Genomic DNA, 22,554 nt, shown 5'->3' with positions numbered 1-22,554 from the left:
GCTCGAATGAACGGTTCGGCGCCCGCGAGCCGCCGTGGCGGAGAATGGCCGTATGGCGGGTTCGGGCGAGCGGGCGAGGCACTGGCGGTACACGGAGCTGCCCGGAGTCGACCTGCTCAGGGCCCGGTACATCCGCAAGACGTTCGTACGGCACACCCACGAGAACTTCGTCATCGCAGCCATCGCGGACGGCGCCGAGGTCTTCCACCACGGCGGGAGCGATGTCTACGCCGGGGCCGGGACGCTCGCGCTGGTGAACCCGGACACTCCGCACACCGGCAGGGCGGGCGTGCCCGAGGGCTGGCGGTACGGCGCGGTCTACCCGTCGCCCGAGGTGGTGGCCGCGATAGCCGCCGAGACCACCTCGATCCGCGGCACGCCCGGGTTCGTCGATCCCGTGCTCGACGACCCTTACACCGTCGGGCTCGTCCACCAGGTGCTGCGCGCGGCCGACGAGGGCAACGCGCTCGCCGCCGACACCCTGCTGCGGGTCGCCGTCACCAGGCTGCTCCGGCTGAACGGTGGCCCGCTGCCGCAGCGCGCCGTGCCCACGGCGGGCAGCCGGGTGGCGGCACGCGCGCGTGCCGTGCTGGAGGAGCGGATGGTGGACCCGCCCACCCTGGAGCAGCTCGCCGGGGATCTGGGAACCAGTCCGTTCGCGCTGCTGCGCGCGTTCCGGGGTGCCTACGGGATGCCGCCCCACCCCTGGCTGACCGACGCCCGGGTGCGCAGGGCACGGCAACTCCTGGACTCGGGTACGGCCCCCGCGCAGGCCGCCGTCGCCGTCGGGTTCACGGACCAGCCGCACCTCAACCGCCACTTCGCCCGGATCGTCGGCGTGCCCCCGGGCGCGTACCAGCGGGAGCGCAAGAACGTACAAGACGCGGGGCCGCGACTGCTCCTAACGTCCGACACGTGGCAGAACAGATCGCTTCAGAAGACATACGCGCCGGAACGGGAGGAGAACCGGACTCCGACGCTGGGGGAAAGCCGGACTCCGCCGTCGTACGGGACGCCCTCGGAGTCGGGGTCGCCGTAGGGCTGTCGGGGTTCGCCTTCGGGGTGACCTCGGCCGGTGGTGGGCTCACCCTGCTGCAGACCTGCGCCCTCAGCCTCCTGGTGTTCACCGGCGCCTCCCAGTTCGCGCTCGTGGGAGCACTCGCGGCCGGCGGCAATCCGCTCACCGCGGCGGCGGGAGCCTTCTTCCTCGGCGTGCGCAACACCTTCTACGGGCTGCGCCTCTCGCAGTTGCTGGCCCTCCCGCGCGCGGTGCGTCCTTTCGCCGCACAGTGGGTCATCGACGAGACGACGGCCGTCACCCTCGCGCAGCCCACGCGACGTGCCGCGCGGATCGGGTTCACCGTCACCGGGCTCACCCTGTACCTGCTGTGGAACCTCACCACGCTGCTGGGCGCGCTGGGTGCCAAGGCCATCGGGGACACGGACGCCTGGGGTCTCGACGCGGCCGGGCCCGCCGTCTTCCTGGCGCTGCTCGCGCCCATGCTCAGGACCACCATCGAGCGGGCCGTCGCCGCACTCGCGGTCCTGCTGGGACTGGGTCTGCTGCCCGTACTACCGGCCGGCGTGCCGGTCCTTGCGGCCGCTCTCGCGGCACCGATCGCCCTCTACGTAGCGGGCCGTCGGCAGACCGGCGCACCCAACGACGCACAGGAGGAAGACCGTTGACCGTCTGGATCGCGATCGCGGCGACCGCCCTCGGCTGCTACGTCGTCAAGCTCGCCGGACTTCTCGTGCCCGCGGGTGCCCTCGAGCGACCGCTGGTGAGGCGGCTCGCCGCCCTGCTGCCCGTCGCCCTCCTCGCCGCGCTCACGGCGCAGCAGACCTTCGCCGACGGGCACGCGCTCGTGCTCGACGCCCGGGCTGTTGGGCTCGCGGCGGCCGCCGTGGTGCTGGTACTGCGGGCACCCTTCCTCCTCGTCGTCGCGGCGGCCGTGCTGGTGACGGCGGGCGTGCGGGCCATGGGCGGCTGAGACGGCCCCCAAGTCAGCCGATGGAGCGGCCGTAAGCCTTCAGGGTGCGCAGTGCCTGGATCGTCACCATGGGGCGTGCCTCCAGGGCGATGCCCGGCGCCCACTGGCGCCAGCGGATCGGCCAGCCGCCGTCCTCCTGCTGGCCGGCCGACAGATGGTCCAGGGAGCGTGCCATCTCGTCGTCCGTGAACCACGCGCGCGCGAGGGAACTCGGCGTCTTCGCGTAGTCGTACGGGAAGTGGTGTTCGCCCGGCGCGTACCCCGGGGCGACCGGGTAGGCCTCCAGGTGCTCCGGGTCCAGGGCGGCGAGCCGGTGTTCGCGCACCAGGCGGCCGAGCCGGTCGGCGGCGGCCTCCGCGCGCGGGCGGTCGGGCGCCGAGTCCAGGAAGGCGACGGCGGCCTCGATCTCGTAGGGGTGCGACTTCTCCAGGGAGTCGACGGCCTGCCAGCAGAAGTCGGTGGCCCGGAACAGCCAGGCGTGCCACACCTCGTTGCGGTGCAGCAGGCCCACCACCGGCCCGGTGGCGAGGAGTTCGCTCGGCGGGTCGTCCACGATCGGCACGAACGGCGCCGTCGGATAGCCGCGCTGGCCGGGAAGGATCGCCGGCAGGGCGCCGTCGGCCGTGGAGACCGAGGTCAGATAGCGGCCCACGCGTTCCACCCGCTGCCCGCCGCAGCGCCCGATGGAGTCCAGGACGCGCAGCGCGTGACCGGTGTGCAGCGGCTGGCTCACCGGGCCGCGCAGATCGGGTTCCAGCGCGTGCCCGTACCCGCCGTCCTCGTTGCGGTACGCGTCCAGCGCGGTCTCCACCGGATCGGGTTCGCCGTTGAGGAAGTGGTACGCGAAGAGGCGCTGCTCCAGCACGCGCGCGGTGAGCCAGACGAAGTGCTCGGCGCGGAAGAGCGGGGAGTGCGCCGGGGGGAGTGTGGATGCTCCTGTTTCGGCCATGCGTCAGACCGTAGGACGGAAAGCGGTCTCGGCAAGCGGTCCCGGCCAGGGCCCACCCTCAGGGGCGGGATACTGGTGTCATGCGGTTGACGGTCTTCTGGCAGCGGATGACGGAGCACTTCGGCGCGGGATACGCCGAGAGCTTCGCGCGCGATCACGTGATGACAGAGCTCGGCGGGCGGACGGTGCACGAGGCGCTGGACGCGGGCTGGGAGGCCAAGGACGTGTGGCGCGTGGTCTGCGCGGTCATGAACGTTCCGCAGGAAAGTCGCTGATCGGTCACGAAGATCGACGGCGGTGACCGGTTGTCAGCGGCGTAGGCGAGACTTGCTCCGTGGCATCCACTGACGAGACCGGGCACGACGCCCCGCAGGCACCCCCGTTCGGTACGACGCCGACCCGGCCCCCGGCCGACGGCGCCGCGTCGGCTGCCCGCATGCCCCGCTGGCTGCCGCGCGCCATGGTGCTGGCGCTCGCCCTCGTCGCCGTGTTCCAGCTGGGCAGTTGGGCCTTCCACCAGCTCATCGGGCTGCTGATCAACATCCTCATCGCGTTCTTCCTGGCCCTCGCCATCGAGCCCGCGGTGAGCCGGATGTCCGCCTACGGCATGCGCCGGGGGCTGGCCACCTTCCTGGTCTTCCTCGGCCTGCTGATCGTGAGCGCCGGGTTCGTCACCCTGCTCGGCTCGATGCTCGCCGGCCAGATCATCAAGATGATCGAGGACTTCCCGAACTACCTCGACTCCGTCATCAATTGGGTCAACACGCACTTCCAGACCGACCTGAAACGGGTCGACATCCAGGAGGGGCTGCTCCACTCCGACTGGCTGCGCAAGTACGTGCAGAACAGCGCCACCGGCGTGCTGGACGTGTCCACCCAGGTCCTCGGCGGCCTCTTCCAGCTGCTGACGATCGGCCTGTTCTCGTTCTACTTCGCCGCCGACGGACCGCGCCTGCGGCGCGCGCTGTGCTCCGTGCTGCCGCCCGCCCGGCAGGTCGAGGTGCTCCGCGCGTGGGAGATCGCAGTCGACAAGACCGGCGGCTACATATACTCCCGCGGTCTGATGGCGCTGATCTCCGGGGTGGCGCACTACATCCTGCTGCAGGCGCTGGGCATCCCGTACGCGCCCGTGCTCGCCGTCTGGGTGGGCCTGGTCTCCCAGTTCATCCCGACCATCGGCACCTATCTCGCGGGCGCCCTGCCCATGCTGATCGCCTTCACCGTGGACCCCTGGTACGCCCTGTGGGTGCTGATCTTCGTCGTGGTCTACCAGCAGTTCGAGAACTACATGCTGCAGCCCAAGCTGACCGCGAAGACCGTCGACATCCACCCCGCGGTCGCCTTCGGCTCGGTCATCGCGGGCACCGCGCTCCTGGGCGCCGTGGGCGCGCTGATCTCCATTCCGGCCGTGGCCACGCTGCAGGCGTTCCTCGGGGCGTACGTGAAGCGGTACGCCGTCACGGACGATCCCCGGGTGCACGGGCATCGGACCACCCGGGGGGCCGGTGGGCCCGGTCTGCTGACCCGCGCGCGGGGGCTGTGGGAGCGGCGGCCGGGGACTACGGAGCACACGGCGGCCGACTCCGCCGGGACCGCCGATGCCGAGGCCACCGACTCCGGGCCGACCGACCCCGGACCTGCTGATTCCGAACCCACTGATTCCGGGGCGACCGACTCCGGCCGAAGGAACTCCGGTTCTGCGGATTCCGAACCGCGAGACTCCGGAGACGGCTCCTCCTGAGGGATGATCCGGCGAGAACACCGGGGGCGCGGTCAGTACGTCACCACCGCCCACACTCCCGCCCCGGTCACCACGACGGCGTAGCAGCCGACGGCGACTGCCACGGTCCGCAGCCGTGCCGCCTCGCTCCAGGACGTGCGGGACAGCAGCCAGGCCAGGGCCGGCAGGACCAGGACGGCGTGCAGGCTCACCCCGTGCAACGGCTTGAGCGGGGCCGTCGAGTGGTACGCCGCCTCCTGGTGACCGGTCCGGGCGAGGACGACCCCGCGCGCGATCATCGCGGCGCCCGAGGCCAGCGCGACGAGCAGGATCGCGAACCCGGAACGCACCGCGAGCGCCATCCCCGTGGGACCCGTCGGCCGATGCCGGAAGGACGCCACCGCGAACACGGTGAGCAGCACCACGAGGACACCGCCGCCCACCGCGAGCGTCATGGACACCGCCGTGTCGAAGGGCGTCTCCATGTCGAGGTGCGACGGCACCCGGCGCCATGCCTGAAGAGTGATGCCGCCGACCTCCACCACACAGTCGGCGGCGAACACGACGAGCAGGACGGTGCGCAGCCGGGCCCCGACCCGCAGATACGACGTCACCCAGGTGACCGCGATCAGCGTCGCCCCGAAGGAGAGCCCGAACGTGACGGGCTTGCGCCAGGAGACGGGCCCGTACCAGGGGCCGCCGTCGACCGCGAACACCATCAGGTGCACCAGCCCGGAGAGGATCAGCAAGGCGCCGGTCGCATGGCAGAGACGCTCGGCGGGGCGTACATGGCTCTTCAGGGCCCGAATCATGGCCCGAGCTTCGCGGGAACTCGCCGGGCAGTCGTCGTACGACCGAAGACACCAGCCGTACGCCGACGGAAGTAGACGAAGACGTCGACCTGAAGGAACCGGACGTGGGGGAAGGGGCGCGCACGAGAGATGGGCAGCGCCTCGGCTGCCGCGTCGCCGGCCGTCACCGACCGGGCCCCAGCGACGAGTCTCACGGTCCATTGCCCCGTTCCGCAGGCCGGCTGCTCTGCGAGGAGGACATCGTCGTCACTGTTCGTGGCCGGAAGGGTCGGGCCTGCCCCTGAGACAAGGTCAATCCCGGCTGTCGGTCGAGACAGTGTCGCCGGACGGCGTAGATGACGTGAGTGCCGCGTGGTGCGCTTGACACGAAAATCGAACATCCATTCTTATGGAAGCTCCGGCGAGGCCATGACGGGCATTTCGGCAGGCTTTTGATGGCGAAGTGCCCGAGTTATCCACAGGCCGGACGGGCGTCGGGGCGCATTGTCAGTGGCAGGCGTTAGCGTCTTTGACGTGAAGCGATCGACTCAAGCAAACCGGGTGGAACCCATGGCAGGAACCGACCGCGAGAAGGCGTTGGACGCCGCACTCGCACAGATTGAACGGCAATTCGGCAAGGGCGCGGTGATGCGCCTGGGCGAGCGGCCGAACGAGCCCATCGAGGTCATCCCCACCGGGTCGACCGCACTCGACGTCGCCCTCGGTGTCGGCGGCCTGCCGCGCGGCCGAGTGGTGGAGGTCTACGGCCCGGAGTCCTCCGGCAAGACGACCCTGACCCTGCACGCGGTGGCGAACGCACAGCGGGCCGGCGGCCAGGTCGCGTTCGTGGACGCGGAGCACGCCCTCGACCCCGAGTACGCGAAGAAGCTCGGCGTCGACATCGACAACCTGATCCTGTCCCAGCCGGACAACGGCGAGCAGGCCCTGGAGATCGTGGACATGCTGGTCCGCTCCGGCGCCCTCGACCTCATCGTCATCGACTCCGTCGCGGCACTCGTCCCGCGCGCGGAGATCGAGGGAGAGATGGGTGACAGCCACGTCGGTCTGCAGGCCCGTCTGATGAGCCAGGCCCTGCGGAAGATCACCAGCGCGCTCAACCAGTCCAAGACCACCGCCATCTTCATCAACCAGCTCCGCGAGAAGATCGGCGTGATGTTCGGCTCCCCGGAGACCACGACCGGTGGCCGCGCGCTGAAGTTCTACGCCTCGGTGCGACTCGACATCCGCCGTATCGAGACCCTGAAGGACGGCACGGACGCGGTCGGCAACCGCACCCGCGTCAAGGTCGTCAAGAACAAGGTCGCCCCGCCCTTCAAGCAGGCCGAGTTCGACATCCTCTACGGCCACGGCATCAGCCGCGAGGGCGGCCTGATCGACATGGGCGTGGAGAACGGCTTCGTCCGCAAGGCCGGCGCCTGGTACACGTACGAGGGCGACCAGCTCGGCCAGGGCAAGGAGAACGCGCGCAACTTCCTGAAGGACAACCCCGACCTGGCCAACGAGATCGAGAAGAAGATCCTGGAGAAGCTGGGCGTGGGCGTCCGTCCGGAGAAGGACAAGCCCGCCGCCGAGCCGGCCGCGGACGCGGCGGTCACCACCGCCACGGACGACCCCGCCAAGGCGGTGCCCGCTCCGGCGGCTGCGGCCAAGACCACCAAGGCCAAGGCCACGGCAGCCAAGAGCTGACCCGTGACACGACGAACGGACTGGGCCGAGTACGCGTATCCCGACGCCCCGCAGGGGCGCGGGGGAGGCGGCGACGGCCTGGCCTACGGTGCGGACGGCGTACTCGATGAGCCGTACGGCACGGACGGGTCGTACGGCGGTGAGCCGGGCGGCGAGTGGTCGCCCGGTGGCTTCGGCTTCGCCGGTGAGTCCGGTCCGCCGTTCGGCGGCCCGGAGTCCGACGATGGCTCGGCGGGCAGCGGCCGGCCTTTCAGGAGCTCGGCGCCCGACGGCATTTCGACCGACGGGGGATCGACCGACGACGGCGCACCCGGCCGCGGCTCGCGCCGCAGCCGCGGAGCGCGCGGCGGGGGCGGTTCATGGGAAGGCGGCTCACGGGAGAGTGGCTCACGCGGTAGGCGTGGGCGCCGTGGTCGCGGTTTCGGAGAGTCGTCAGGAGAGGACGGGGGTGACTTCTCCTCGTCGAGGGCCGAGAAGGAGGAGCCGCCGGCGGACCCGGCCGAGCGGGCGCGGGGCATCTGTCTGCGCCTGCTCACCGGGAACCCGCGCACCCGTAAGCAACTCGCGGACGCCCTGCGCAAGCGGGAGATCCCGGACGAGGTGGCCGACGAGGTGCTGTCGCGGTTCGAGGAGGTGGGACTGATCAACGACGGTGCGTTCGCGGATGCCTGGGTGGAGTCCCGGCACCACGGCCGGGGACTGGCGCGACGCGCGCTCGCCCAGGAACTGCGCACCAAGGGCGTCGACTCCACGCTGATCGACGAGGCCGTCTCCCAGCTCGACTCCGAGCAGGAAGAGACGACGGCACGCGAACTGGTCGACCGCAAGCTGCGGTCCACTCAAGGCCTCGACCGCGACAAGAGGCTACGGCGCCTCGCGGGCATGCTGGCCCGCAAGGGCTACTCCCAGGGCATGGCCCTCAGAGTGGTCCGGCAGGCACTGGAAGAAGAGGGCGAGGACACGGAGTTCCCCGGGGACGAGGGGTACTGATCCGGGTTCCTGTCCGGGGTCCCGTCCGGATCCTGTCCGGCTCCGGATGCTCGGTGGTGCACACGGCCTGAACACGGTGGACGCGCGGGGGCGCCGACCGCGTTCAGGCGAACACCGGTCGAGCGGCAGCAGGCGAACGCCGAGGTCAACACGCTCGCCATGTTCGCCGAGCGGATCCGGGAGTTCGCGCTGCTGCGGCTCCTGGGGGCGACCTGCCGTCAGGTGCTGCGGATCGAGGCGCTGCCGGTGGTGCTGCTCGCCACTGCGCTCGCACCTGTAGCCACGAGGAGTAGCTACGGGGGCGACCTACCGTTCCCGGTTCGCCGAGGGTGCGTGTTCCACACGCTAAGTGTGCGTTCCGTGAAGGGTTCGCATGTTTGGTGCGGGAGTAACTTCTGCTGCCGTCACTCCCGGCCCTCCCGCCTGCTGAGCCGCAGTCAGGCCCGCCTGAGCGTCCTCAGGCCGTTCCGCCGGCCGATCCTTCGCATGTCACGAAAGGCGGCCCCCTTGTTCCCGTACGCGTTCCCGCCCGCGCGCCACCGAAGACCGCTGGTGGCCTCCCTGGTCGGTGTCGGCCTCTTACTGAGTGGCTGCGGACTCGAATCGAGTGCCGCGCCCGCCGACGACGGGCCGATCACGCTCGGGTTCGTCAACGGTGGCAGTACCGAGTTCCACACCTGTCTGCAGGAGTCGATCGCGAACACGGCCAAGAGCAACTTCGCGAGGCTCGTCACGGCCAACTCGCATCAGGACGCCGCGCAGGAACTCTCCAACATCCAGTCCATGATCGCGCGCCATGTCGACGCGATCATCGTCCAGACCGTCAACACCGACGCGCTCAAGAGCGATATCGCCAAGGCCAACAAGGCGCACATTCCGATCTTCCTGACCTCGGTCAGTGCCGATCCGTCCGACATCCTCGGCGCCGTCGTCGTCGACCTGAAGACGGTGGGCAAGCTCGACGCCGACTGGATCGAGGACGACGCGGCCGGTCGCGAGGTGCAGGTGGCCGTCATCGCGGGTGCGCCGGGCGCCGCCTCCGACCTCCTGGTCGGCGGTTTCACCAAGGGGCTGCCGGCGAACGCGAAGGTGGTCGCGAACCAGCCCGCCATGTTCGTCGCCGCGAAGGCGAAGATCGTCGCCGCGGACATGATCAAGGCGCACCCCGGCCTGGACTACGCCTTCGTGGCCAACGAGGAGATGGCGTTCGCCGCCCGAAAGGCGTTCGACGCGGCCGGCGGCAAGAAGGTCAGGATCGTGACGGTCAACGGCACCGACGAGGCCCTCGCCGCCCTGAAGGACGGGCGCTTCGCCGCCACCGTCTCCAACTCGGCCAAGGACACCGGCGAACTGGCCGTCACCAAAGCCATCAGCCTTCTCCGTAAGGAGAAGGTGGAGAAGATCGCCACGACCCCGGCCCGCCTGGTCACGAAGGCCAACGCGGACACCGCCCCGCTCTACTGCCCCTCCGACGGACTGTGAGCGCAGCGAGCCGCACTGTCACGTCGCCGACACCGTGTCTACGACGTGACGGGCAGTCCCGCCGCCTTCCAGGCCTGGAAGCCGCCGACCAGGTCCGTCGCGCGGTGCAGGCCCAGTCGGTGCAGGGACTCGGCGGCCAGGCTGGAGGCGTAGCCCTCGTTGCAGATCACCACGACGCGCAGGTCGTGGCCGGTGGCCTCGGGGACGCGGTGGCTGCCCTGAGGGTCGAGGCGCCACTCCAGTTCGTTGCGCTCGACGACCAGGGCGCCGGGGACGAGGCCGTCCCGGTCGCGCAGGGCGGCGTAGCGGATGTCGACGAGGAGGGCCGTACCTTCGCGGGCGCCGTCGTACGCCTCCCTGGCCTCGATCCGCCGGTAGTCCGCGCGGACCCGCTCCAGCAACTCGTCTATACCGGGCGGCTGTTCGCGTACGGCACTCACTGCCAGTCCTCCGGGCGCTCGACCTGCTCCAGGCGCAGCACCGGGCCGGTGCGGCTGTAGCGGCGGATCTGCGGCAGCGGCGGGTAGTAGGCGTGGACGGAGATCGCGTGCTCTTCGGTGGACTCGTTGAGCACTTCGTGGACGTGGTGATGACCGAAGGCGCGGCCCTTGCCGGTCGGCAGCCGTCGCTCGCGGTCCACGCCCTCCTCCAGTTCGAGGGTCTTCCAGCCGTGGCTCGGGAGCCGGGCGGCGAGGGAGTTCTCCTTGAGTTCGCCGGCGGCGGTGAGGAAGGCGCCCACCGAGTCGGCGTGGTCGTGCCAGCCCGTGCCGCTGCCGGGCGGCCAACCGATCAGCCAGGCCTCGCTGCCGCCGGGGCCTTCGAGCCGCACCCAGGTGCGGCCCTCGGGATCGAGGGGGAGCGAGGCGATGAGTTCGGCGTCGGCGGCCGTACGCCGTACGAAGTCGAGCAGGTCCGCCTGTGTCGGAGCCTGGGCGGGCGCGGCGGGGGACACGGAGGCAGAGGGGGATACAGACACGTGCACCGTCCTGATGAGTGTTCGCGAGGGCGCGCACGGGCCCACAGAAAGGGCGCGCGCGAGTGAGAGAGATGCGAATTCAGCAGGAGACGTGACAGACGCAGCCCACGTAGCGGACGAGGTCCAGATGGACCTTCCGCCAGAGGTGGACAGAGGTGTCGGTCATGATCCGGAGTACAGCACGACGGTGCGGGCCGGTCAACTCAGCGTCACTATGTGGACAGTTCGGATATGGGGGCCTCAGCGTGAGCCGGCCGTGGCCTCCGTCTTCGCCGGGCCGCCCAGGGTCGCCTCGGCCGCCGCGTACAGATCGGCCGGCCGCACCCCGCTCAGGGCGGTGACCAGGTGTCCGTCGGGCCGTACGAGCAGGACCGTGTGGGCGGCGGCGCCCGGGTAGCTCTCGGCGACCAGCAGCTCGGCCGGGTGCGGCAGTGCCGTCACCGCGGCCGCCAGACGTGGCATGACACCGGCGGTCACCCAGTGTTTGCGCTCCCACACGCCCGTCCCCGGTGCGACCAGTACCACCAGCAGGGCACCGCGCCCGAGGCGGTCCCGCAGCCGTACGAAGGAGCCGTCCTCGGCGGTCACCCGGACATCGGTGACGGGCGCACCGGGCGGGGTGTCGACGTCGACCTCGCCCTCGATGTGCCGGGGCGCGAGCGGCGAGTCGGCGTACGCCCCCGGCGCACCGAGCGGGCCGCGCCCCAAGTGACCGTCCGTGAGCAGCGAGTCGTGGCCGCGGGCCGAGCCGGGCACGACCGCGCGCAGCCCGGCGCCGCCGCGTACCAACGGCAGCGCCTGGTCGGCGGCGCGCAGCCGGGCCGCGACGACCGCCCTCCGCTCCGCCTGGTAGCTGTCGAGCAGCGCCTCGTGCGGCCCGTGGTGCCAGGCGGGTGCCAGCTTCCAGGCGAGGTTGTCGGCGTCGCGCAGCCCCTCGTCCAGTCCCTGCGTCCCGAGCGCCCCCAGCAGATGTGCCGCGTCCCCGGCGAGGAACACCCGCCCCACCCGCCACCGGCGCGCGAGCCGGTGGTGCACGGTGTGCACGCCGGTGTCGAGCAGCTCGTACGGCGGTGTCGGGCCCTCGGTCCAGCCCGCGAGGGTCTCCCGGATACGGGTGAGCAGCAGCTCGGGCGTGACCAGGTCCTTGCCCGGGGGCAGCAGCCAGTCCAGGCGCCACACGCCGTCCGGGAGGGGGCGTCCGGTGACCTCCCCGGCCGAGGGTCCGGACGTCCGCCACGGCGGCACCCGGTGCAACAACGCCTGGTCGGGCCACGGAAGTTCCGTGCGCAGCGCGGCCACGGCGTGTCGTTCCACCGCCGTACGGCCGGGGAAGCGGATGTCCAGGAGCTTGCGCACGGTGGAGCGCGGGCCGTCGCAGCCGACCAGGTAACTGCCGCGCCACCAGGTGCCCTTGGGGCCGCGGGTGTGGGCGGTGACGCCCGAGGGTTCCTGTTCGATCGCGTCGAGGCGGTTGTCCACGGCGAGCTTCACCAGGCGCTCGCCCGCGAGGGCCTGGCGCAGGGCGCCGGTCAGCACGTGCTGGGCGATGTGCAGGGGGGCGGGCTCGGTGTCGTCGAACGTGATCTCGCGCATCACCTGCTTGCGCCGCATCGACCGCCATCCGGCCCAGTGCGCACCGCCCTTGGCGAGCGGAACACCGGTCAGCCGCTCCAGCAGCGCCTCGGTGTCCTCGCGCAGGACGACGGTCCGCGCGGGACGCGGTTCGTCCTTGCCCGGGCCCTCGTCGAGGACGACGGAGGGCACCTCCTGCCGCGCCAGCGCCAGGGCGAGCGTGAGCCCCACGGGCCCCGCGCCGACGATGATCACCGGGTCCACGGTGCGGCGCCCCCTGCCCGTGACGGTGTCCTCAGGGACGCATGTGAACAGGAAGTTGGAGCAGGGTGCACGATCACAGAACGTATGCAACCCATTGCCGGTGCTTGCGTCAAGTGACGGAGGCAGTGGCGATCATGCCACTGCCTCCGTGTCGTTCATGCCATATGACCGATCATCAGATCGTCCCGCCCGCGCCGGTCCCGAAGCCGCCCGCCACCTGCGCGGGGTTGAGCCCGGTGGCGTCTTCGAGGGCGACGGTCGCGCCCGTGCTCTTCTTGCTGCGCCGCAGCCTGCGCTCCAACCAGCTCGCGAAGGTGGTGAGAACGAGGTTCAGCAGGATGTAGATGATCCCGACGACGATGAAACTCGCCACCACGTTGGCGTAGTTGGCCGCGAGGGTGCTGCGCGAGTTGAGCAGCTCGGTGAGGCCCAGCATCACGCCGCCCAGGGCGGTGTCCTTCACGATCACCACGAGCTGGCTGACGATCGCCGGCAGCATGACGGTGACGGACTGCGGGAGCAGGATGCTCGTCATCGTCTGGCCCTTGCGCAGTCCGACCGCGTACGCGGCCTCCGTCTGCCCCTTGGGAAGGGACAGGATGCCCGCCCTGACGATCTCGGCGAGCACCGAGGCGTTGTAGAGCACCAGGCCGGTGACGACGGCGTACAGGGGCCGGTCCTCGCTGCCGATGTTCGTGGAGCGGACGTAGAACTCGTTCGCGAACAGCATCATCAGCAGGACCGGGATCGACCGGAAGAACTCGACCACCACGCCGGCCGGTATGCGCACCCACCGGTGGTCGGACAGCCGGGCGATGCCGAACAGCGCGCCCAGGGGGAGGGCGATCACCATGGAGAGCGCGGCGGCCTTCAGGGTGGTGCCCAGGCCGGGCAGCAGATACGTCGTCCAGGCGTCCGACGTGGTGAACGGCTGCCACAGGGCCCACTTCAGCTGCCCCTTGTCGTCCATCGTCCGCCAGATCCACCACAGGAACGCGGCGAGCAGGACCACGAAGACGACGGTCAGGAGCACGTTGCGCCGCTTGGCGCGGGGGCCGGGCGCGTCGTAGAGGACGGAGGTCATCGCTTCACCGCCATTCGCTTGCCCAGCCAGCCGAGGAAGAGGCCGGTGGGCAGGGTCAGTACCACGAAGCCGAACGCGAAGACCGCACCGATGGCGACCGTCTGGGCCTCGTTCTCGATCATCGTCTTCATCAGGGCGGCCGCCTCGGCGACACCGATCGCCGCCGCCACGGTCGTGTTCTTGGTGAGGGCGATCAGTACGTTGGCCAGCGGTGTGATGACCGCGCGGAACGCCTGCGGAAGGATGATGATCCGCAGTACCTGACTGAAGCTCAGCCCGATGGCGCGGGCCGCCTCGGCCTGTCCGACGGGCACGGTGTTTATACCGGAGCGCACCGCTTCGCAGACGAAGGCCGCGTGGTAGGCGATGAGACCCAGCAGTGCGAGTCGGAAACCCTGCACCTTGAAGTCGTCGGACGCGCCCATCGTCACGCCGAAGATGTCGGCGAGACCGAGCGAGGTGAAGACGATGATGACCGTCAGGGGGATGTTCCGGACGGTGTTGACGTAGAAGGTGGCGAAGCCACGCATCAGGGGGACGGGGCTGACCCGCATTCCGGCCAGCAGAGTGCCCCAGACCAGGGAGCCGAGGGCGGAGATGACGGTGAGTTTCACCGTCATCCAGAACGCCCCTAGGACGTCATAACCTTGAAGAAAGTCGAACACGATCTCCCGCGCTTCCGGGTATGGGGCCTGCCTTACGGGCGGTTTCCAGGGCTACTTGACGATGTTGCCGATCTTCGGGGCGGGCTCGTTCTTGTAGCCGGCCGGGCCGAAGTTCTTGGTGACCGCCGTCTGCCAGGCGCCGCTGCTGACCATCTTCTCCAGCGCGGTGTTGATCTTGGTGACGGTCGCGGAGTCGCCCTTCTTGACGCCGATGCCGTAGTTCTCGTTGCTGAGCTTGAGGCCGGCGAGCTTGAACTGACCCTTGTACTTGTCCTGCGAGGCGAAGCCCGCGAGGATCGAGTCGTCGGTGGTCACCGCGTCCACGGCGCCGCTCTGCAGGCCCGCGATGCACTCCGAGTAGCCGCTGTACTCACGGAGGTTGGCCTTCGGGGCGATCGTGTCGTGGATGTTCTGCGCCGAGGTCGAGCCGGTCACGGAACACAGCTTCTTGCCGTTGAGGTCCGTGCCCTTGGCGATCGTCGAGTCCTTCTTGATCAGCAGGTCCTGGTGGGCCAGCAGGTAGGGGCCGGCGAAGTCGACCTTCTGCTTGCGTTCGTCGTTGATGGAGTACGAGGCCGCGATGAACTTGACGTCACCACGCGCCAGCGCGTTCTCGCGGTCGGCGCTCTTGGTCTCGACCCACTCGATCTGGGCGGGCTTGTAGCCGAGCTGCCCGGCCACATAGGTCGCCACGTCCACGTCGAAGCCGGCGAAGCTCCCGTCCGGCTGCTTCAGGCCGAGGCCCGGCTGATCGAACTTGATGCCGACCTTGATCTTGCCGCCGCCACCGGAACCCGAACCGGAGTCGTCCTTGTCGCTGCTGCCGCAGGCCGTCGCGGCGAGCGAGAGGACGAGCGCGGTGGCTGCGACGGCGGTGACCTTGCGAAGCTTCATGATGAACATCCTTTGGGTGGTGGGGAGATGAGGACCCGTCAGGGCGCGTGGCGGTGGCTCTGAGGGCGTGCGGGATCACCGGCGGCAGTCGGCGGCCGCCCGTCGTCGACGGGCCGTCAGCGGCCGGCTGGCGCCGTTCTTCGGTCTTCTTGGGTTCTGCCGTTGTTCTTCGGGGCTCTTGGGCGTTCTCGGGTGGTCGTCAGTGGTGCAGGATCTTCGACAGGAAGTCCTTGGCCCGGTCGCTGCGCGGGTTGCTGAAGAACTGGTCGGGCACGGCCTCTTCGACGATGCGGCCGTCGGCCATGAACACCACGCGGTTGGCGGCCGAACGCGCGAAGCCCATCTCATGGGTGACGACGATCATCGTCATCCCGTCCCGGGCCAGCTGCTGCATGACCTCGAGGACCTCGTTGATCATCTCCGGGTCGAGCGCCGAGGTGGGCTCGTCGAAGAGCATCACCTTGGGGTCCATGGCCAGCGCCCGCGCGATGGCGACACGCTGTTGCTGACCGCCGGACAGCTGCGCCGGGTACTTGTCCGCCTGGGTGGCCACTCCGACTCTGTCGAGCAGCGCCCGGGCCTTCTCCTCGGCCTGCTTCTTGTCGGCCTTGCGGACCTTGACCTGGCCCAGCATCACGTTCTCGAGCACGGTCTTGTGCGCGAAGAGGTTGAAGGACTGGAAGACCATCCCGACGTCGGCACGCAGCCGGGCCAGCTCCCTGCCCTCCTGGGGCAAGGGCTTGCCGTCGATCGCGATGGCGCCCGAATCGATCGTCTCCAGGCGGTTGATGGTGCGGCACAGCGTGGACTTTCCGGACCCGGAGGGGCCGATCACCACGACGACCTCACCGCGGGCGATCGACAGATCGATGTCCTGGAGTACGTGCAACGCGCCGAAGTGCTTGTTGACGCTCTTCAGGACGACCAGTTCGCCCGTCGGGACCGCGTCTTCCTTGGCCACCGATACCTTGGTCATCGCTTGCTGGCTCCGTCCTCGTCGGTTGCGGAGGACAGTAGTGAGGCCTCGCGACCAGCGTCATCACATCTGAGCGAGATCTGAGCATCACGATCGGATAGCAATCGGACACGTCTTGTAGCACTTGTCGTAAGGCCGCGTACCGGCTGCGTAACGGAAACCGCCCGCAACCGGAACCCCCTTGACGGCGTCTTCGTCCATCAGCGTGACTGCCTGGGTGCACGCGCGCGTGAGACGTGCTTTCGTACAGGCCGAGACCATACGAACGATGAACCGGAGGGGGCCGGGATGAGACTGCTCCTCGTCGAGGACGACAACCATGTCGCCGCCGCTCTGTCCGCGGTCCTGGCGCGGCACGGCTTCGAGGTCACCCATGCCCGCAGCGGCGAGGAGGCCCTCCAGGCGCTCGTCCCCGAGGGCGATGTCTTCGGAGTCGTCCTCCTCGACCTCGGCCTGCCCGACCAGGACGGCTACGAGGTCTGCGGCAAGATCCGCAAGCGCACCGGCACCCCGGTGATCATGGTGACCGCGCGGTCCGACGTACGCTCCCGCATCCACGGCCTCAACCTCGGAGCCGACGACTACGTGGTGAAGCCCTACGACACCGGGGAGCTGTTGGCCCGCATCCACGCCGTCAGCCGGCGCAGCGTCCACGAGGACGCGACCGCGGGCGGCGACACCGCGCTGCGGCTCGGCCCGGTGCGCATCGAACTGCCCACCCGCCAGGTCAGCGTGGACGGTTCGGTCGTCCAGCTGACCCGCAAGGAGTTCGACCTGCTGGCCCTGCTGGCACAGCGTCCCGGGGTGGTGTTCCGACGGGAGCAGATCATCAGCGAGGTGTGGCGCACCAGTTGGGAGGGCACGGGACGCACCCTGGAGGTGCATGTCGCGTCCCTGCGCGCCAAACTGCGGATGCCCGCGCTGATCGAGACCGTACGAGGCGTCGGCTACCGGCTCGTCGCCCCGGCCACGTAGCGGGCACGGGTGCGCACACGTCTCCTCCCGCTGCTCATCGTCCTGATGGCGGCCGTTCTGCTCGCCCTGGGCGTCCCGCTCGCCGTCAGCGTCGCCGCGGCCCAGCAGCAGAAGGTGATCGTCGACCGTATCGACGACACCGCGCGGTTCGCGGCGCTCGCCCAGTTCGTCACCGACGCGCCCACGGGCAGCCGCCCCGCCGACATGGTCCCGGACGAACGCCAGCAGACCCTGGACCGCGAACTCGCCAGCTACTACGAGGTCTACGGCATCCGCGCGGGCGTCTTCTACCGCACCGACACCTCCATGGCGAACGCGCCGGACGACTTCCTGCTCCCCAAGACCGGCGAGGTCCGCGACGCCTTCGACGAGGCCCTGCTCAGCCGCCGCAGCCACGACCCGGAACAGGTCTGGCCCTGGCAGCGCCACCGCCTGGTCGTCGCCTCGCCGGTCATCCGGGACGGCGACGTCATAGCGGTCGTGGTCACCGACTCGCCCACCGGGCCGATGCGTTCACGGACCCTGCGCGGCTGGCTGACGATCGGCGCAGGGGAGATCGGCGCCATGCTGCTGGCCGTCGGCGCGGCCCTGCGGCTGACCGGCTGGGTCCTGCGGCCCGTACGCGTGCTCGACGCCACCACCCACGACATCGCCACCGGACGCCTCAAGTCCCGGGTCGCCGCGGCCGGCGGCCCGCCGGAACTCCGACGCCTGGCCCGATCGTTCAACGAGATGGCGGACAACGTCGAGGACGTGCTGGAGCAGCAGCGCGCCTTCGTCGCCGACGCCTCGCACCAGTTGCGCAACCCGCTCTCGGCGCTGCTGCTGCGCATCGAACTGCTCGCGCTCGAACTGCCGGAGGACAATGACGAGATCGCCTCGGTCCGCACCGAGGGCAAACGCCTGACCCAGGTTCTGGACGACCTGCTCGACCTGGCCCTGGCCGAACACGCGGAAGCCGACCTCAGGATCACCGACATCGGCGCACTGACCGCCGAGCGCGTCGCCGCCTGGTCACCGACCGCCGAGGCCAAGGGCGTGCGCCTGGTGGGCAGTTGTCCGCCCACCACCGCCTGGGCCGACCCGGTCACGCTCTCCAGCGCCCTGGACGCGGTGATCGACAACGCGGTGAAGTTCACGCCCGAGGACCAGTGCGTCGAGGTGACGGTCGCGTCGAACGGCGAGACCTCCACGGTCGTCGTCACGGACCACGGCCCGGGTCTCACAGAGGAGGAACTCGCCCGCGTCGGCGACCGCTTCTGGCGCAGCGGCCGGCACCAGAACATCAAGGGCTCCGGCCTCGGCCTGTCCATCTCCCAGGTCCTGCTGGCCGCGGGCGGCGGCTCCCTCACGTACGCCCACCACGAGCCGCACGGCCTCGAGGTGACCGTGACGGTGCCCAGGAGCGCGCCGGCGGCCTGAGCGGGCGTCAACGGCCTCTGCGCGCCTACGGTTTGACGGAGCGGTAGTAGCGCCGGGCGCCCTCGTGCAGCACCAGGGGGTCGGTGTAGATCGCCGTGCGCAGGTCCACGAGCTGCGCGGAGTGCACATGCGCGCCGATGCCGTCCCGGCTCTTGATCACGGTCCTGGTGATCCACTCCGTGAGCCGGGGGTTCAGGTCCTTGCGGGTCATCAGCAGGTTGGAGACGGCGATGGTGGGCACCGTGGACCCCCGCTGGATGTCGGGGTAGGCCGACTCCGGCATGTTGGTGGCGCGGTAGTAGCGGGTGGAGTCGCCCTCCTCGTGCATCTTCGCGACAAGGCTTGCCTCTATCGGTACGAACCGGAACGCGTAGTGGGCGGCCAGGTCCTTCAGGCCGTCCGTCGGCAGCCCGCCGGACCAGAAGAAGGCGTCGAGCTTGCCCTTCTTGAGCAGGTCCGGTCCGGTGTCGATGCCGGCCGCCACCGGCTCGACGCCCGTCTTCGGGTCGATGCCGGCCGCCGTGAGCACCCGGTTCGCGATCAGTCGCACACCCGAGCGGTCCGGCCCTATGGCCACCCGCTTGTTCCGCAGATCGGCGACCGAGTTGATGTCCGAGTCGCGCGGGACGATGAGCTGGACGTAGTCGTCGTACAGCCGCGCGATCCCGCGCAGTCCGGCGGCACCGGGCTTGCCGTCCGCCTCGTACGTCTCCACCGCGTCGGCCGCTGCGATGGTGAAGTCGGCGTGCCCGGTCGCCACGCGCGCGACGTTCTCCTGCGACCCGTCGCTATTCACCAGCTTCACCGTGAGGCCCGGCATGTCCTTGTCGAGCTCGGCGCGCAGCAGCTTGCCGTACTCCTGGTAGACCCCGAGCGGTGTCCCGGTGCTGAAGGTGATCGTCCCGGTCGGCGGGTCGTCGCCCAGGGGCAGCAGCCACCACAGCAGCAGCCCGAACACGACGAAGCCGGCCGCCGCGCCCTCCAGGGCCCGGCGCCTGCTGATTCGGGAGAACACCTTGAGCATGCGCGCGATCCTGCCAGCCGTTGAGCGGTACTGACCAGGGCGGGGCTCGCGGGCCGGTGGTGTCAGTGGCGGCCGTTAGGGTCGTGGCATGAGTTCTTCGCCCGCCGACCTGGTCCGCGAATTCCACCTCGCCTTCGGGCTCGACGCCCGCAGCACACCCACCGAGGTCGCCCCCGCCCTCGCCGCCCACCGCGGCGAACTGCTCGCCGAGGAGGCCGCGGAGGTCGCCGAGGTCTCGGTGAGCGGCCCCCTCGACCGACTGGCGCACGAACTGGCCGACGTCGTCTACGTCGCCTACGGCACGGCCCTCGTCCACGGCATAGACCTCGACGCGGTGATCGCCGAGGTCCACCGTTCCAACATGACCAAGATCGGTCCCGACGGCGAGATCGCCCGCCGGGCCGACGGCAAGGTCCTCAAGGGCGAGCACTACGAGACGCCGGATGTGCATGGGGTGCTGCGCAAGCAGGGGTGGAGCGGCGGAACCCCGGATTCCGGCCGTCGCTCCGGGTGACCTGAGCCACGGCGGTTCTCAGCCGCAGAAGGAGTCACTCCCGGCACCGCCTACCCTTGTCGCATGAGCAGCGGTGACCGGAGCGAGGCAGTGGACGTCAAAACGTACGAAGTGCGCACCTACGGGTGCCAGATGAACGTCCACGATTCCGAGCGGCTCTCCGGGCTCCTGGAGGGCGCCGGTTACGTCCGCGCGCCCGAAGGGTCGGACGGCGACGCCGACGTCGTCGTCTTCAACACCTGCGCCGTGCGCGAGAACGCCGACAACCGGCTCTACGGCAACCTCGGCCGCCTTGCCCCGATGAAGACCAAGCGCCCCGGGATGCAGATCGCCGTGGGCGGCTGCCTTGCCCAGAAGGACCGCGACACCATCGTGAAGAAGGCGCCCTGGGTGGACGTCGTCTTCGGCACGCACAACATCGGCAAGCTGCCCGTCCTGCTGGAACGCGCGCGCGTCCAGGAAGAGGCGCAGGTCGAGATCGCGGAGTCCCTGGAGGCCTTCCCCTCGACGCTGCCGACCCGGCGCGAGAGCGCCTATGCGGCCTGGGTGTCGATCTCCGTCGGCTGCAACAACACCTGCACCTTCTGCATCGTCCCGGCGCTGCGCGGCAAGGAGAAGGACCGCCGCACCGGCGACATCCTCGCCGAGATCGAGGCCCTGGTCGGCGAGGGCGTCTCCGAGATCACCCTGCTCGGCCAGAACGTCAACGCGTACGGCTCCGACATCGGCGACCGCGAGGCCTTCAGCAAGCTGCTGCGGGCCTGCGGGACCATCGACGGCCTGGAGCGCGTCCGGTTCACGTCCCCGCACCCCCGTGACTTCACCGACGACGTCATCGCCGCGATGGCCGAGACGCCGAACGTGATGCCGCAGCTGCACATGCCGATGCAGTCCGGCTCCGACCCGATCCTCAAGGCCATGCGCCGCTCCTACCGCCAGGAGCGCTACCTGGGGATCATCGAGAAGGTCCGCGCGGCCATCCCGCACGCCGCCATCACCACCGACATCATCGTGGGCTTCCCCGGGGAGACCGAGGAGGACTTCGAGCAGACGATGCACGCGGTCCGCGAGGCCCGCTTCGCGCAAGCGTTTACGTTCCAGTACTCCAAGCGGCCCGGTACCCCGGCCGCGACCATGGAGAACCAGATCCCCAAGGAGGTCGTCCAGGAGCGCTACATGCGTCTGGTCGCCCTCCAGGAGGAGATCTCCTGGGACGAGAACAAGAAGCAGGTCGGCCGCACCCTGGAGCTGATGGTCGCCGAGGGCGAGGGCCGTAAGGACGGCGCCACCCACCGCCTCTCCGGCCGCGCCCCCGACAACCGCCTCGTCCACTTCACCAAGCCGGACCAGGAGGTCCGCCCCGGTGACGTGGTGACCGTCGACATCACCTACGCCGCCCCGCACCACCTCCTCGCCGAGGGCCCCACCCTGAACGTGCGTCCCACGCGCGCGGGCGACGCCTGGGAGAAGCGGAACGCGGCCGAGGCCGCCAAGCCGGCCGGCGTGATGCTGGGCCTCCCGAAGATCGGCGCCCCGGCGCCGCTGCCGGTCGCCACGGGGAGCGGCTGCGGCTGCGACTGAGCCGAGGGCGCGGGGGCGAGGCTCCCGCGCCGCACGGCTGTCAGCACGCCCGACGGCGTGGTCAAGTGGACTGTCGGTGCTCCTTGTTAGTGTTCCGGCCATGCTCGTAGCCGCCGCCGTCTGCCCCTGCCCCCCGCTGCTCGTCCCCGACGTCGCCGCCGGTGCCGCCTCCGAGATGGACGCCGCGCGTGCCGCGTGCAGCGACGCGCTCGGGGTGCTCGCCGCCGCCCGGCCCGACCGTCTGGTGGTCGTCGGGCCCGCCGAGCAGAGCGGGCGCGGACCGCATCCCGAAGGCACCCGGGGTTCCTTCCGCGGCTTCGGAGTGAACCTCGACGTACGACTCGGGAGGGACACGGCCGCCGTCCCGGAGGGGGCGCTTCCCCCCTCGCTCGCCGTCGCCGCGTGGCTGCTGGAGCGGACCGGCTGGTCCGACGCCCCGATCGAGGGACTCGGTGTGGGGGAACCTCTCGCGGCCGAGCGGTGTATCGAAGTAGGGAGGGACATCGTCGCGCACGCCGAGCGGGTGGCCCTTCTGGTGATGGGCGACGCCAGCGCGTGCCGGACGCTGAAGGCGCCGGGCTATCTCGACGAGCGCGCGGCACCCTTCGACGCCGAGGTCGCGCGTGCGCTGGGAGCGGCGGACGTGGCCGCCCTCAAGGCGCTGGACGCCGAGCTGGCGTACGAGCTGAAGGCCTCCGGCCGTGCCCCCTGGCAGGTCCTCGCGGGCGCGGCGGAGGGCGCGGATCTCGGCGGCGCGCTGCTGTACGAGGACGCGCCGTACGGCGTCGGATACGTGGTCGCGGCCTGGTCGTAGGCGCGGTGGTGCACTCCTGATCGTGGTGCAGCCATGAACCTGGTGCCGCCGCGAAACGGGGGGGGGGCGGGGGGGCGCGGGGGCCGGCCGCCCCCGCCCCCCGGGGGGGGGGGGGGGGGGGGGTGGCCGGCCGGGGCGAGGGCGGCCGCCCGGGGGGGGCGCC

Annotated in this window: 23 protein-coding genes; 13 read left to right on the top strand and 10 right to left on the bottom strand. The window is 70.4% G+C overall.

What is annotated here, in order from left to right; all coding sequences use genetic code 11:
- The first annotated feature begins 52 nt into the window (after window positions 1–52).
- The 3 genes from ACFXC1_RS36955 to ACFXC1_RS36945 are packed head-to-tail and all read left to right on the top strand — an operon-like array spanning window position 53 to window position 1,991.
- A complete protein-coding gene (locus tag ACFXC1_RS36955) occupies window positions 53–1,039 on the top strand; it encodes an AraC family transcriptional regulator (RefSeq protein ID WP_381251276.1) in 987 nt (328 codons plus the stop codon).
- Window positions 943–1,686 carry an AzlC family ABC transporter permease gene (locus tag ACFXC1_RS36950; RefSeq protein ID WP_381251303.1) on the top strand — a complete coding sequence of 248 codons (744 nt, stop codon included), beginning with the start codon at window positions 943–945 and terminating at the stop codon, window positions 1,684–1,686. Before ACFXC1_RS36955 ends, ACFXC1_RS36950 begins: the two co-directional genes overlap by 97 nt.
- Complete coding sequence (locus ACFXC1_RS36945) at window positions 1,683–1,991, top strand: AzlD domain-containing protein (RefSeq protein WP_381251274.1); 309 nt, start codon at window positions 1,683–1,685, stop codon at window positions 1,989–1,991. Before ACFXC1_RS36950 ends, ACFXC1_RS36945 begins: the two co-directional genes overlap by 4 nt.
- A gap of 13 nt (window positions 1,992–2,004) precedes the next feature.
- On the opposite strand, the gene ACFXC1_RS36940 is transcribed toward ACFXC1_RS36945, so the two are convergent.
- Window positions 2,005–2,940 carry a hypothetical protein gene (locus tag ACFXC1_RS36940; RefSeq protein WP_381251272.1) on the bottom strand — a complete coding sequence of 312 codons (936 nt, stop codon included), beginning with the start codon at window positions 2,938–2,940 and terminating at the stop codon, window positions 2,005–2,007.
- An 80-nt stretch (window positions 2,941–3,020) separates the two neighbouring features.
- Between ACFXC1_RS36940 and ACFXC1_RS36935 the strand changes: the two genes are divergently transcribed.
- Both ACFXC1_RS36935 and ACFXC1_RS36930 read left to right on the top strand, forming a co-directional pair.
- Window positions 3,021–3,215: a DUF3046 domain-containing protein gene (locus ACFXC1_RS36935; protein ID WP_019075591.1), complete on the top strand. Its 195-nt coding sequence runs from the start codon at window positions 3,021–3,023 to the stop codon at window positions 3,213–3,215.
- 59 nt (window positions 3,216–3,274) lie between these two features.
- Complete coding sequence (locus tag ACFXC1_RS36930; protein WP_381251270.1) at window positions 3,275–4,681, top strand: AI-2E family transporter; 1,407 nt, start codon at window positions 3,275–3,277, stop codon at window positions 4,679–4,681.
- A 32-nt stretch (window positions 4,682–4,713) separates the two neighbouring features.
- On the opposite strand, the gene ACFXC1_RS36925 is transcribed toward ACFXC1_RS36930, so the two are convergent.
- A complete protein-coding gene (locus tag ACFXC1_RS36925) occupies window positions 4,714–5,472 on the bottom strand; it encodes a hypothetical protein (RefSeq protein ID WP_381251269.1) in 759 nt (252 codons plus the stop codon).
- A 549-nt stretch (window positions 5,473–6,021) separates the two neighbouring features.
- Here ACFXC1_RS36925 and recA point away from each other — a divergent pair.
- From recA to ACFXC1_RS36910, 3 genes are all read left to right on the top strand, one after another.
- Entirely contained in the window at window positions 6,022–7,158 is a 1,137-nt protein-coding gene (gene recA, locus ACFXC1_RS36920; protein ID WP_381251267.1) for a recombinase RecA, read from the top strand.
- A 3-nt stretch (window positions 7,159–7,161) separates the two neighbouring features.
- Window positions 7,162–8,148 (top strand): recombination regulator RecX, encoded by a 987-nt coding sequence (recX, locus tag ACFXC1_RS36915; RefSeq protein WP_381251265.1) that lies wholly within the window; start codon window positions 7,162–7,164, stop codon window positions 8,146–8,148.
- A gap of 552 nt (window positions 8,149–8,700) precedes the next feature.
- Window positions 8,701–9,630, top strand: coding sequence for a sugar ABC transporter substrate-binding protein (locus ACFXC1_RS36910; protein WP_381251302.1), 930 nt, complete (start codon window positions 8,701–8,703; stop codon window positions 9,628–9,630).
- 38 nt (window positions 9,631–9,668) lie between these two features.
- Here ACFXC1_RS36910 and ACFXC1_RS36905 read toward each other — a convergent pair whose 3' ends face one another.
- The 7 genes from ACFXC1_RS36905 to ACFXC1_RS36875 all read right to left on the bottom strand — a co-directional run bounded on the left by ACFXC1_RS36905 (window position 9,669) and on the right by ACFXC1_RS36875 (window position 16,061).
- Window positions 9,669–10,070, bottom strand: coding sequence for a rhodanese-like domain-containing protein (locus tag ACFXC1_RS36905; RefSeq protein WP_381251264.1), 402 nt, complete (start codon window positions 10,068–10,070; stop codon window positions 9,669–9,671).
- The gene (locus ACFXC1_RS36900; protein ID WP_381251262.1) at window positions 10,067–10,606 is read right to left on the bottom strand and encodes a cupin domain-containing protein; all 540 of its coding nucleotides are present in this window, start codon (window positions 10,604–10,606) and stop codon (window positions 10,067–10,069) included. Before ACFXC1_RS36900 ends, ACFXC1_RS36905 begins: the two co-directional genes overlap by 4 nt.
- 240 nt (window positions 10,607–10,846) lie before the next feature.
- Window positions 10,847–12,442 carry an FAD-dependent monooxygenase gene (locus ACFXC1_RS36895; protein WP_381251260.1) on the bottom strand — a complete coding sequence of 532 codons (1,596 nt, stop codon included), beginning with the start codon at window positions 12,440–12,442 and terminating at the stop codon, window positions 10,847–10,849.
- 175 nt (window positions 12,443–12,617) lie between these two features.
- A complete protein-coding gene (locus ACFXC1_RS36890) occupies window positions 12,618–13,526 on the bottom strand; it encodes an amino acid ABC transporter permease (protein WP_381251258.1) in 909 nt (302 codons plus the stop codon).
- Window positions 13,523–14,191 (bottom strand): amino acid ABC transporter permease, encoded by a 669-nt coding sequence (locus ACFXC1_RS36885; protein WP_381251256.1) that lies wholly within the window; start codon window positions 14,189–14,191, stop codon window positions 13,523–13,525. The genes ACFXC1_RS36890 and ACFXC1_RS36885 overlap by 4 nt, the downstream gene beginning before the upstream one ends.
- 51 nt (window positions 14,192–14,242) lie before the next feature.
- Window positions 14,243–15,085 carry a glutamate ABC transporter substrate-binding protein gene (locus ACFXC1_RS36880; protein WP_381251254.1) on the bottom strand — a complete coding sequence of 281 codons (843 nt, stop codon included), beginning with the start codon at window positions 15,083–15,085 and terminating at the stop codon, window positions 14,243–14,245.
- A 199-nt stretch (window positions 15,086–15,284) separates the two neighbouring features.
- Window positions 15,285–16,061, bottom strand: coding sequence for an amino acid ABC transporter ATP-binding protein (locus ACFXC1_RS36875; protein WP_019072880.1), 777 nt, complete (start codon window positions 16,059–16,061; stop codon window positions 15,285–15,287).
- Between the two features lie 288 nt (window positions 16,062–16,349).
- On the opposite strand from ACFXC1_RS36875, the gene ACFXC1_RS36870 reads away from it, so the two are divergent.
- Both ACFXC1_RS36870 and ACFXC1_RS36865 read left to right on the top strand, forming a co-directional pair.
- Entirely contained in the window at window positions 16,350–17,036 is a 687-nt protein-coding gene (locus ACFXC1_RS36870) for a response regulator transcription factor (RefSeq protein ID WP_381251252.1), read from the top strand.
- Window positions 17,037–17,045: 9 nt separating this feature from the next.
- Window positions 17,046–18,458 (top strand): sensor histidine kinase, encoded by a 1,413-nt coding sequence (locus ACFXC1_RS36865; protein ID WP_381251251.1) that lies wholly within the window; start codon window positions 17,046–17,048, stop codon window positions 18,456–18,458.
- A gap of 25 nt (window positions 18,459–18,483) precedes the next feature.
- On the opposite strand, the gene ACFXC1_RS36860 is transcribed toward ACFXC1_RS36865, so the two are convergent.
- Window positions 18,484–19,482, bottom strand: coding sequence for a TAXI family TRAP transporter solute-binding subunit (locus tag ACFXC1_RS36860; RefSeq protein ID WP_381251249.1), 999 nt, complete (start codon window positions 19,480–19,482; stop codon window positions 18,484–18,486).
- 88 nt (window positions 19,483–19,570) lie between these two features.
- Between ACFXC1_RS36860 and ACFXC1_RS36855 the strand changes: the two genes are divergently transcribed.
- The 3 genes from ACFXC1_RS36855 (at window position 19,571) to ACFXC1_RS36845 (ending at window position 22,391) form a co-directional block, all read left to right on the top strand.
- Window positions 19,571–19,996: a pyrophosphohydrolase domain-containing protein gene (locus tag ACFXC1_RS36855; RefSeq protein ID WP_381251247.1), complete on the top strand. Its 426-nt coding sequence runs from the start codon at window positions 19,571–19,573 to the stop codon at window positions 19,994–19,996.
- A gap of 63 nt (window positions 19,997–20,059) precedes the next feature.
- On the top strand, window positions 20,060–21,577 hold the full coding sequence (miaB, locus tag ACFXC1_RS36850) for a tRNA (N6-isopentenyl adenosine(37)-C2)-methylthiotransferase MiaB (RefSeq protein WP_381251245.1): 1,518 nt from the start codon (window positions 20,060–20,062) through the stop codon (window positions 21,575–21,577).
- A 100-nt stretch (window positions 21,578–21,677) separates the two neighbouring features.
- Window positions 21,678–22,391: a class III extradiol dioxygenase subunit B-like domain-containing protein gene (locus tag ACFXC1_RS36845; protein ID WP_381251243.1), complete on the top strand. Its 714-nt coding sequence runs from the start codon at window positions 21,678–21,680 to the stop codon at window positions 22,389–22,391.
- Window positions 22,392–22,554: the final 163 nt, after the last annotated feature.

Source organism: Streptomyces hokutonensis (assembly GCF_042751305.1).
GTDB classification, from domain to species: domain Bacteria; phylum Actinomycetota; class Actinomycetes; order Streptomycetales; family Streptomycetaceae; genus Streptomyces; species Streptomyces hokutonensis_A.
The sequence above is the reverse complement of the archived record's forward strand: the minus strand, read 5'-3'. Positions and strand labels throughout refer to the sequence as shown.

Coding starts and splice junctions, on each gene's coding strand:
- ACFXC1_RS36870 (WP_381251252.1), top strand. CDS start 16,350: ATGAGACTGCTCCTCGTCGAGGACGACAACCATGTCGCCGCCGCTCTG.
- ACFXC1_RS36860 (WP_381251249.1), bottom strand. CDS start 19,482: ATGCTCAAGGTGTTCTCCCGAATCAGCAGGCGCCGGGCCCTGGAGGGC.
- ACFXC1_RS36855 (WP_381251247.1), top strand. CDS start 19,571: ATGAGTTCTTCGCCCGCCGACCTGGTCCGCGAATTCCACCTCGCCTTC.
- ACFXC1_RS36875 (WP_019072880.1), bottom strand. CDS start 16,061: ATGACCAAGGTATCGGTGGCCAAGGAAGACGCGGTCCCGACGGGCGAA.
- miaB (WP_381251245.1), top strand. CDS start 20,060: ATGAGCAGCGGTGACCGGAGCGAGGCAGTGGACGTCAAAACGTACGAA.
- ACFXC1_RS36955 (WP_381251276.1), top strand. CDS start 53: ATGGCGGGTTCGGGCGAGCGGGCGAGGCACTGGCGGTACACGGAGCTG.
- ACFXC1_RS36845 (WP_381251243.1), top strand. CDS start 21,678: ATGCTCGTAGCCGCCGCCGTCTGCCCCTGCCCCCCGCTGCTCGTCCCC.
- ACFXC1_RS36890 (WP_381251258.1), bottom strand. CDS start 13,526: ATGACCTCCGTCCTCTACGACGCGCCCGGCCCCCGCGCCAAGCGGCGC.
- ACFXC1_RS36880 (WP_381251254.1), bottom strand. CDS start 15,085: ATGAAGCTTCGCAAGGTCACCGCCGTCGCAGCCACCGCGCTCGTCCTC.
- ACFXC1_RS36925 (WP_381251269.1), bottom strand. CDS start 5,472: ATGATTCGGGCCCTGAAGAGCCATGTACGCCCCGCCGAGCGTCTCTGC.
- ACFXC1_RS36935 (WP_019075591.1), top strand. CDS start 3,021: ATGCGGTTGACGGTCTTCTGGCAGCGGATGACGGAGCACTTCGGCGCG.
- ACFXC1_RS36940 (WP_381251272.1), bottom strand. CDS start 2,940: ATGGCCGAAACAGGAGCATCCACACTCCCCCCGGCGCACTCCCCGCTC.
- recA (WP_381251267.1), top strand. CDS start 6,022: ATGGCAGGAACCGACCGCGAGAAGGCGTTGGACGCCGCACTCGCACAG.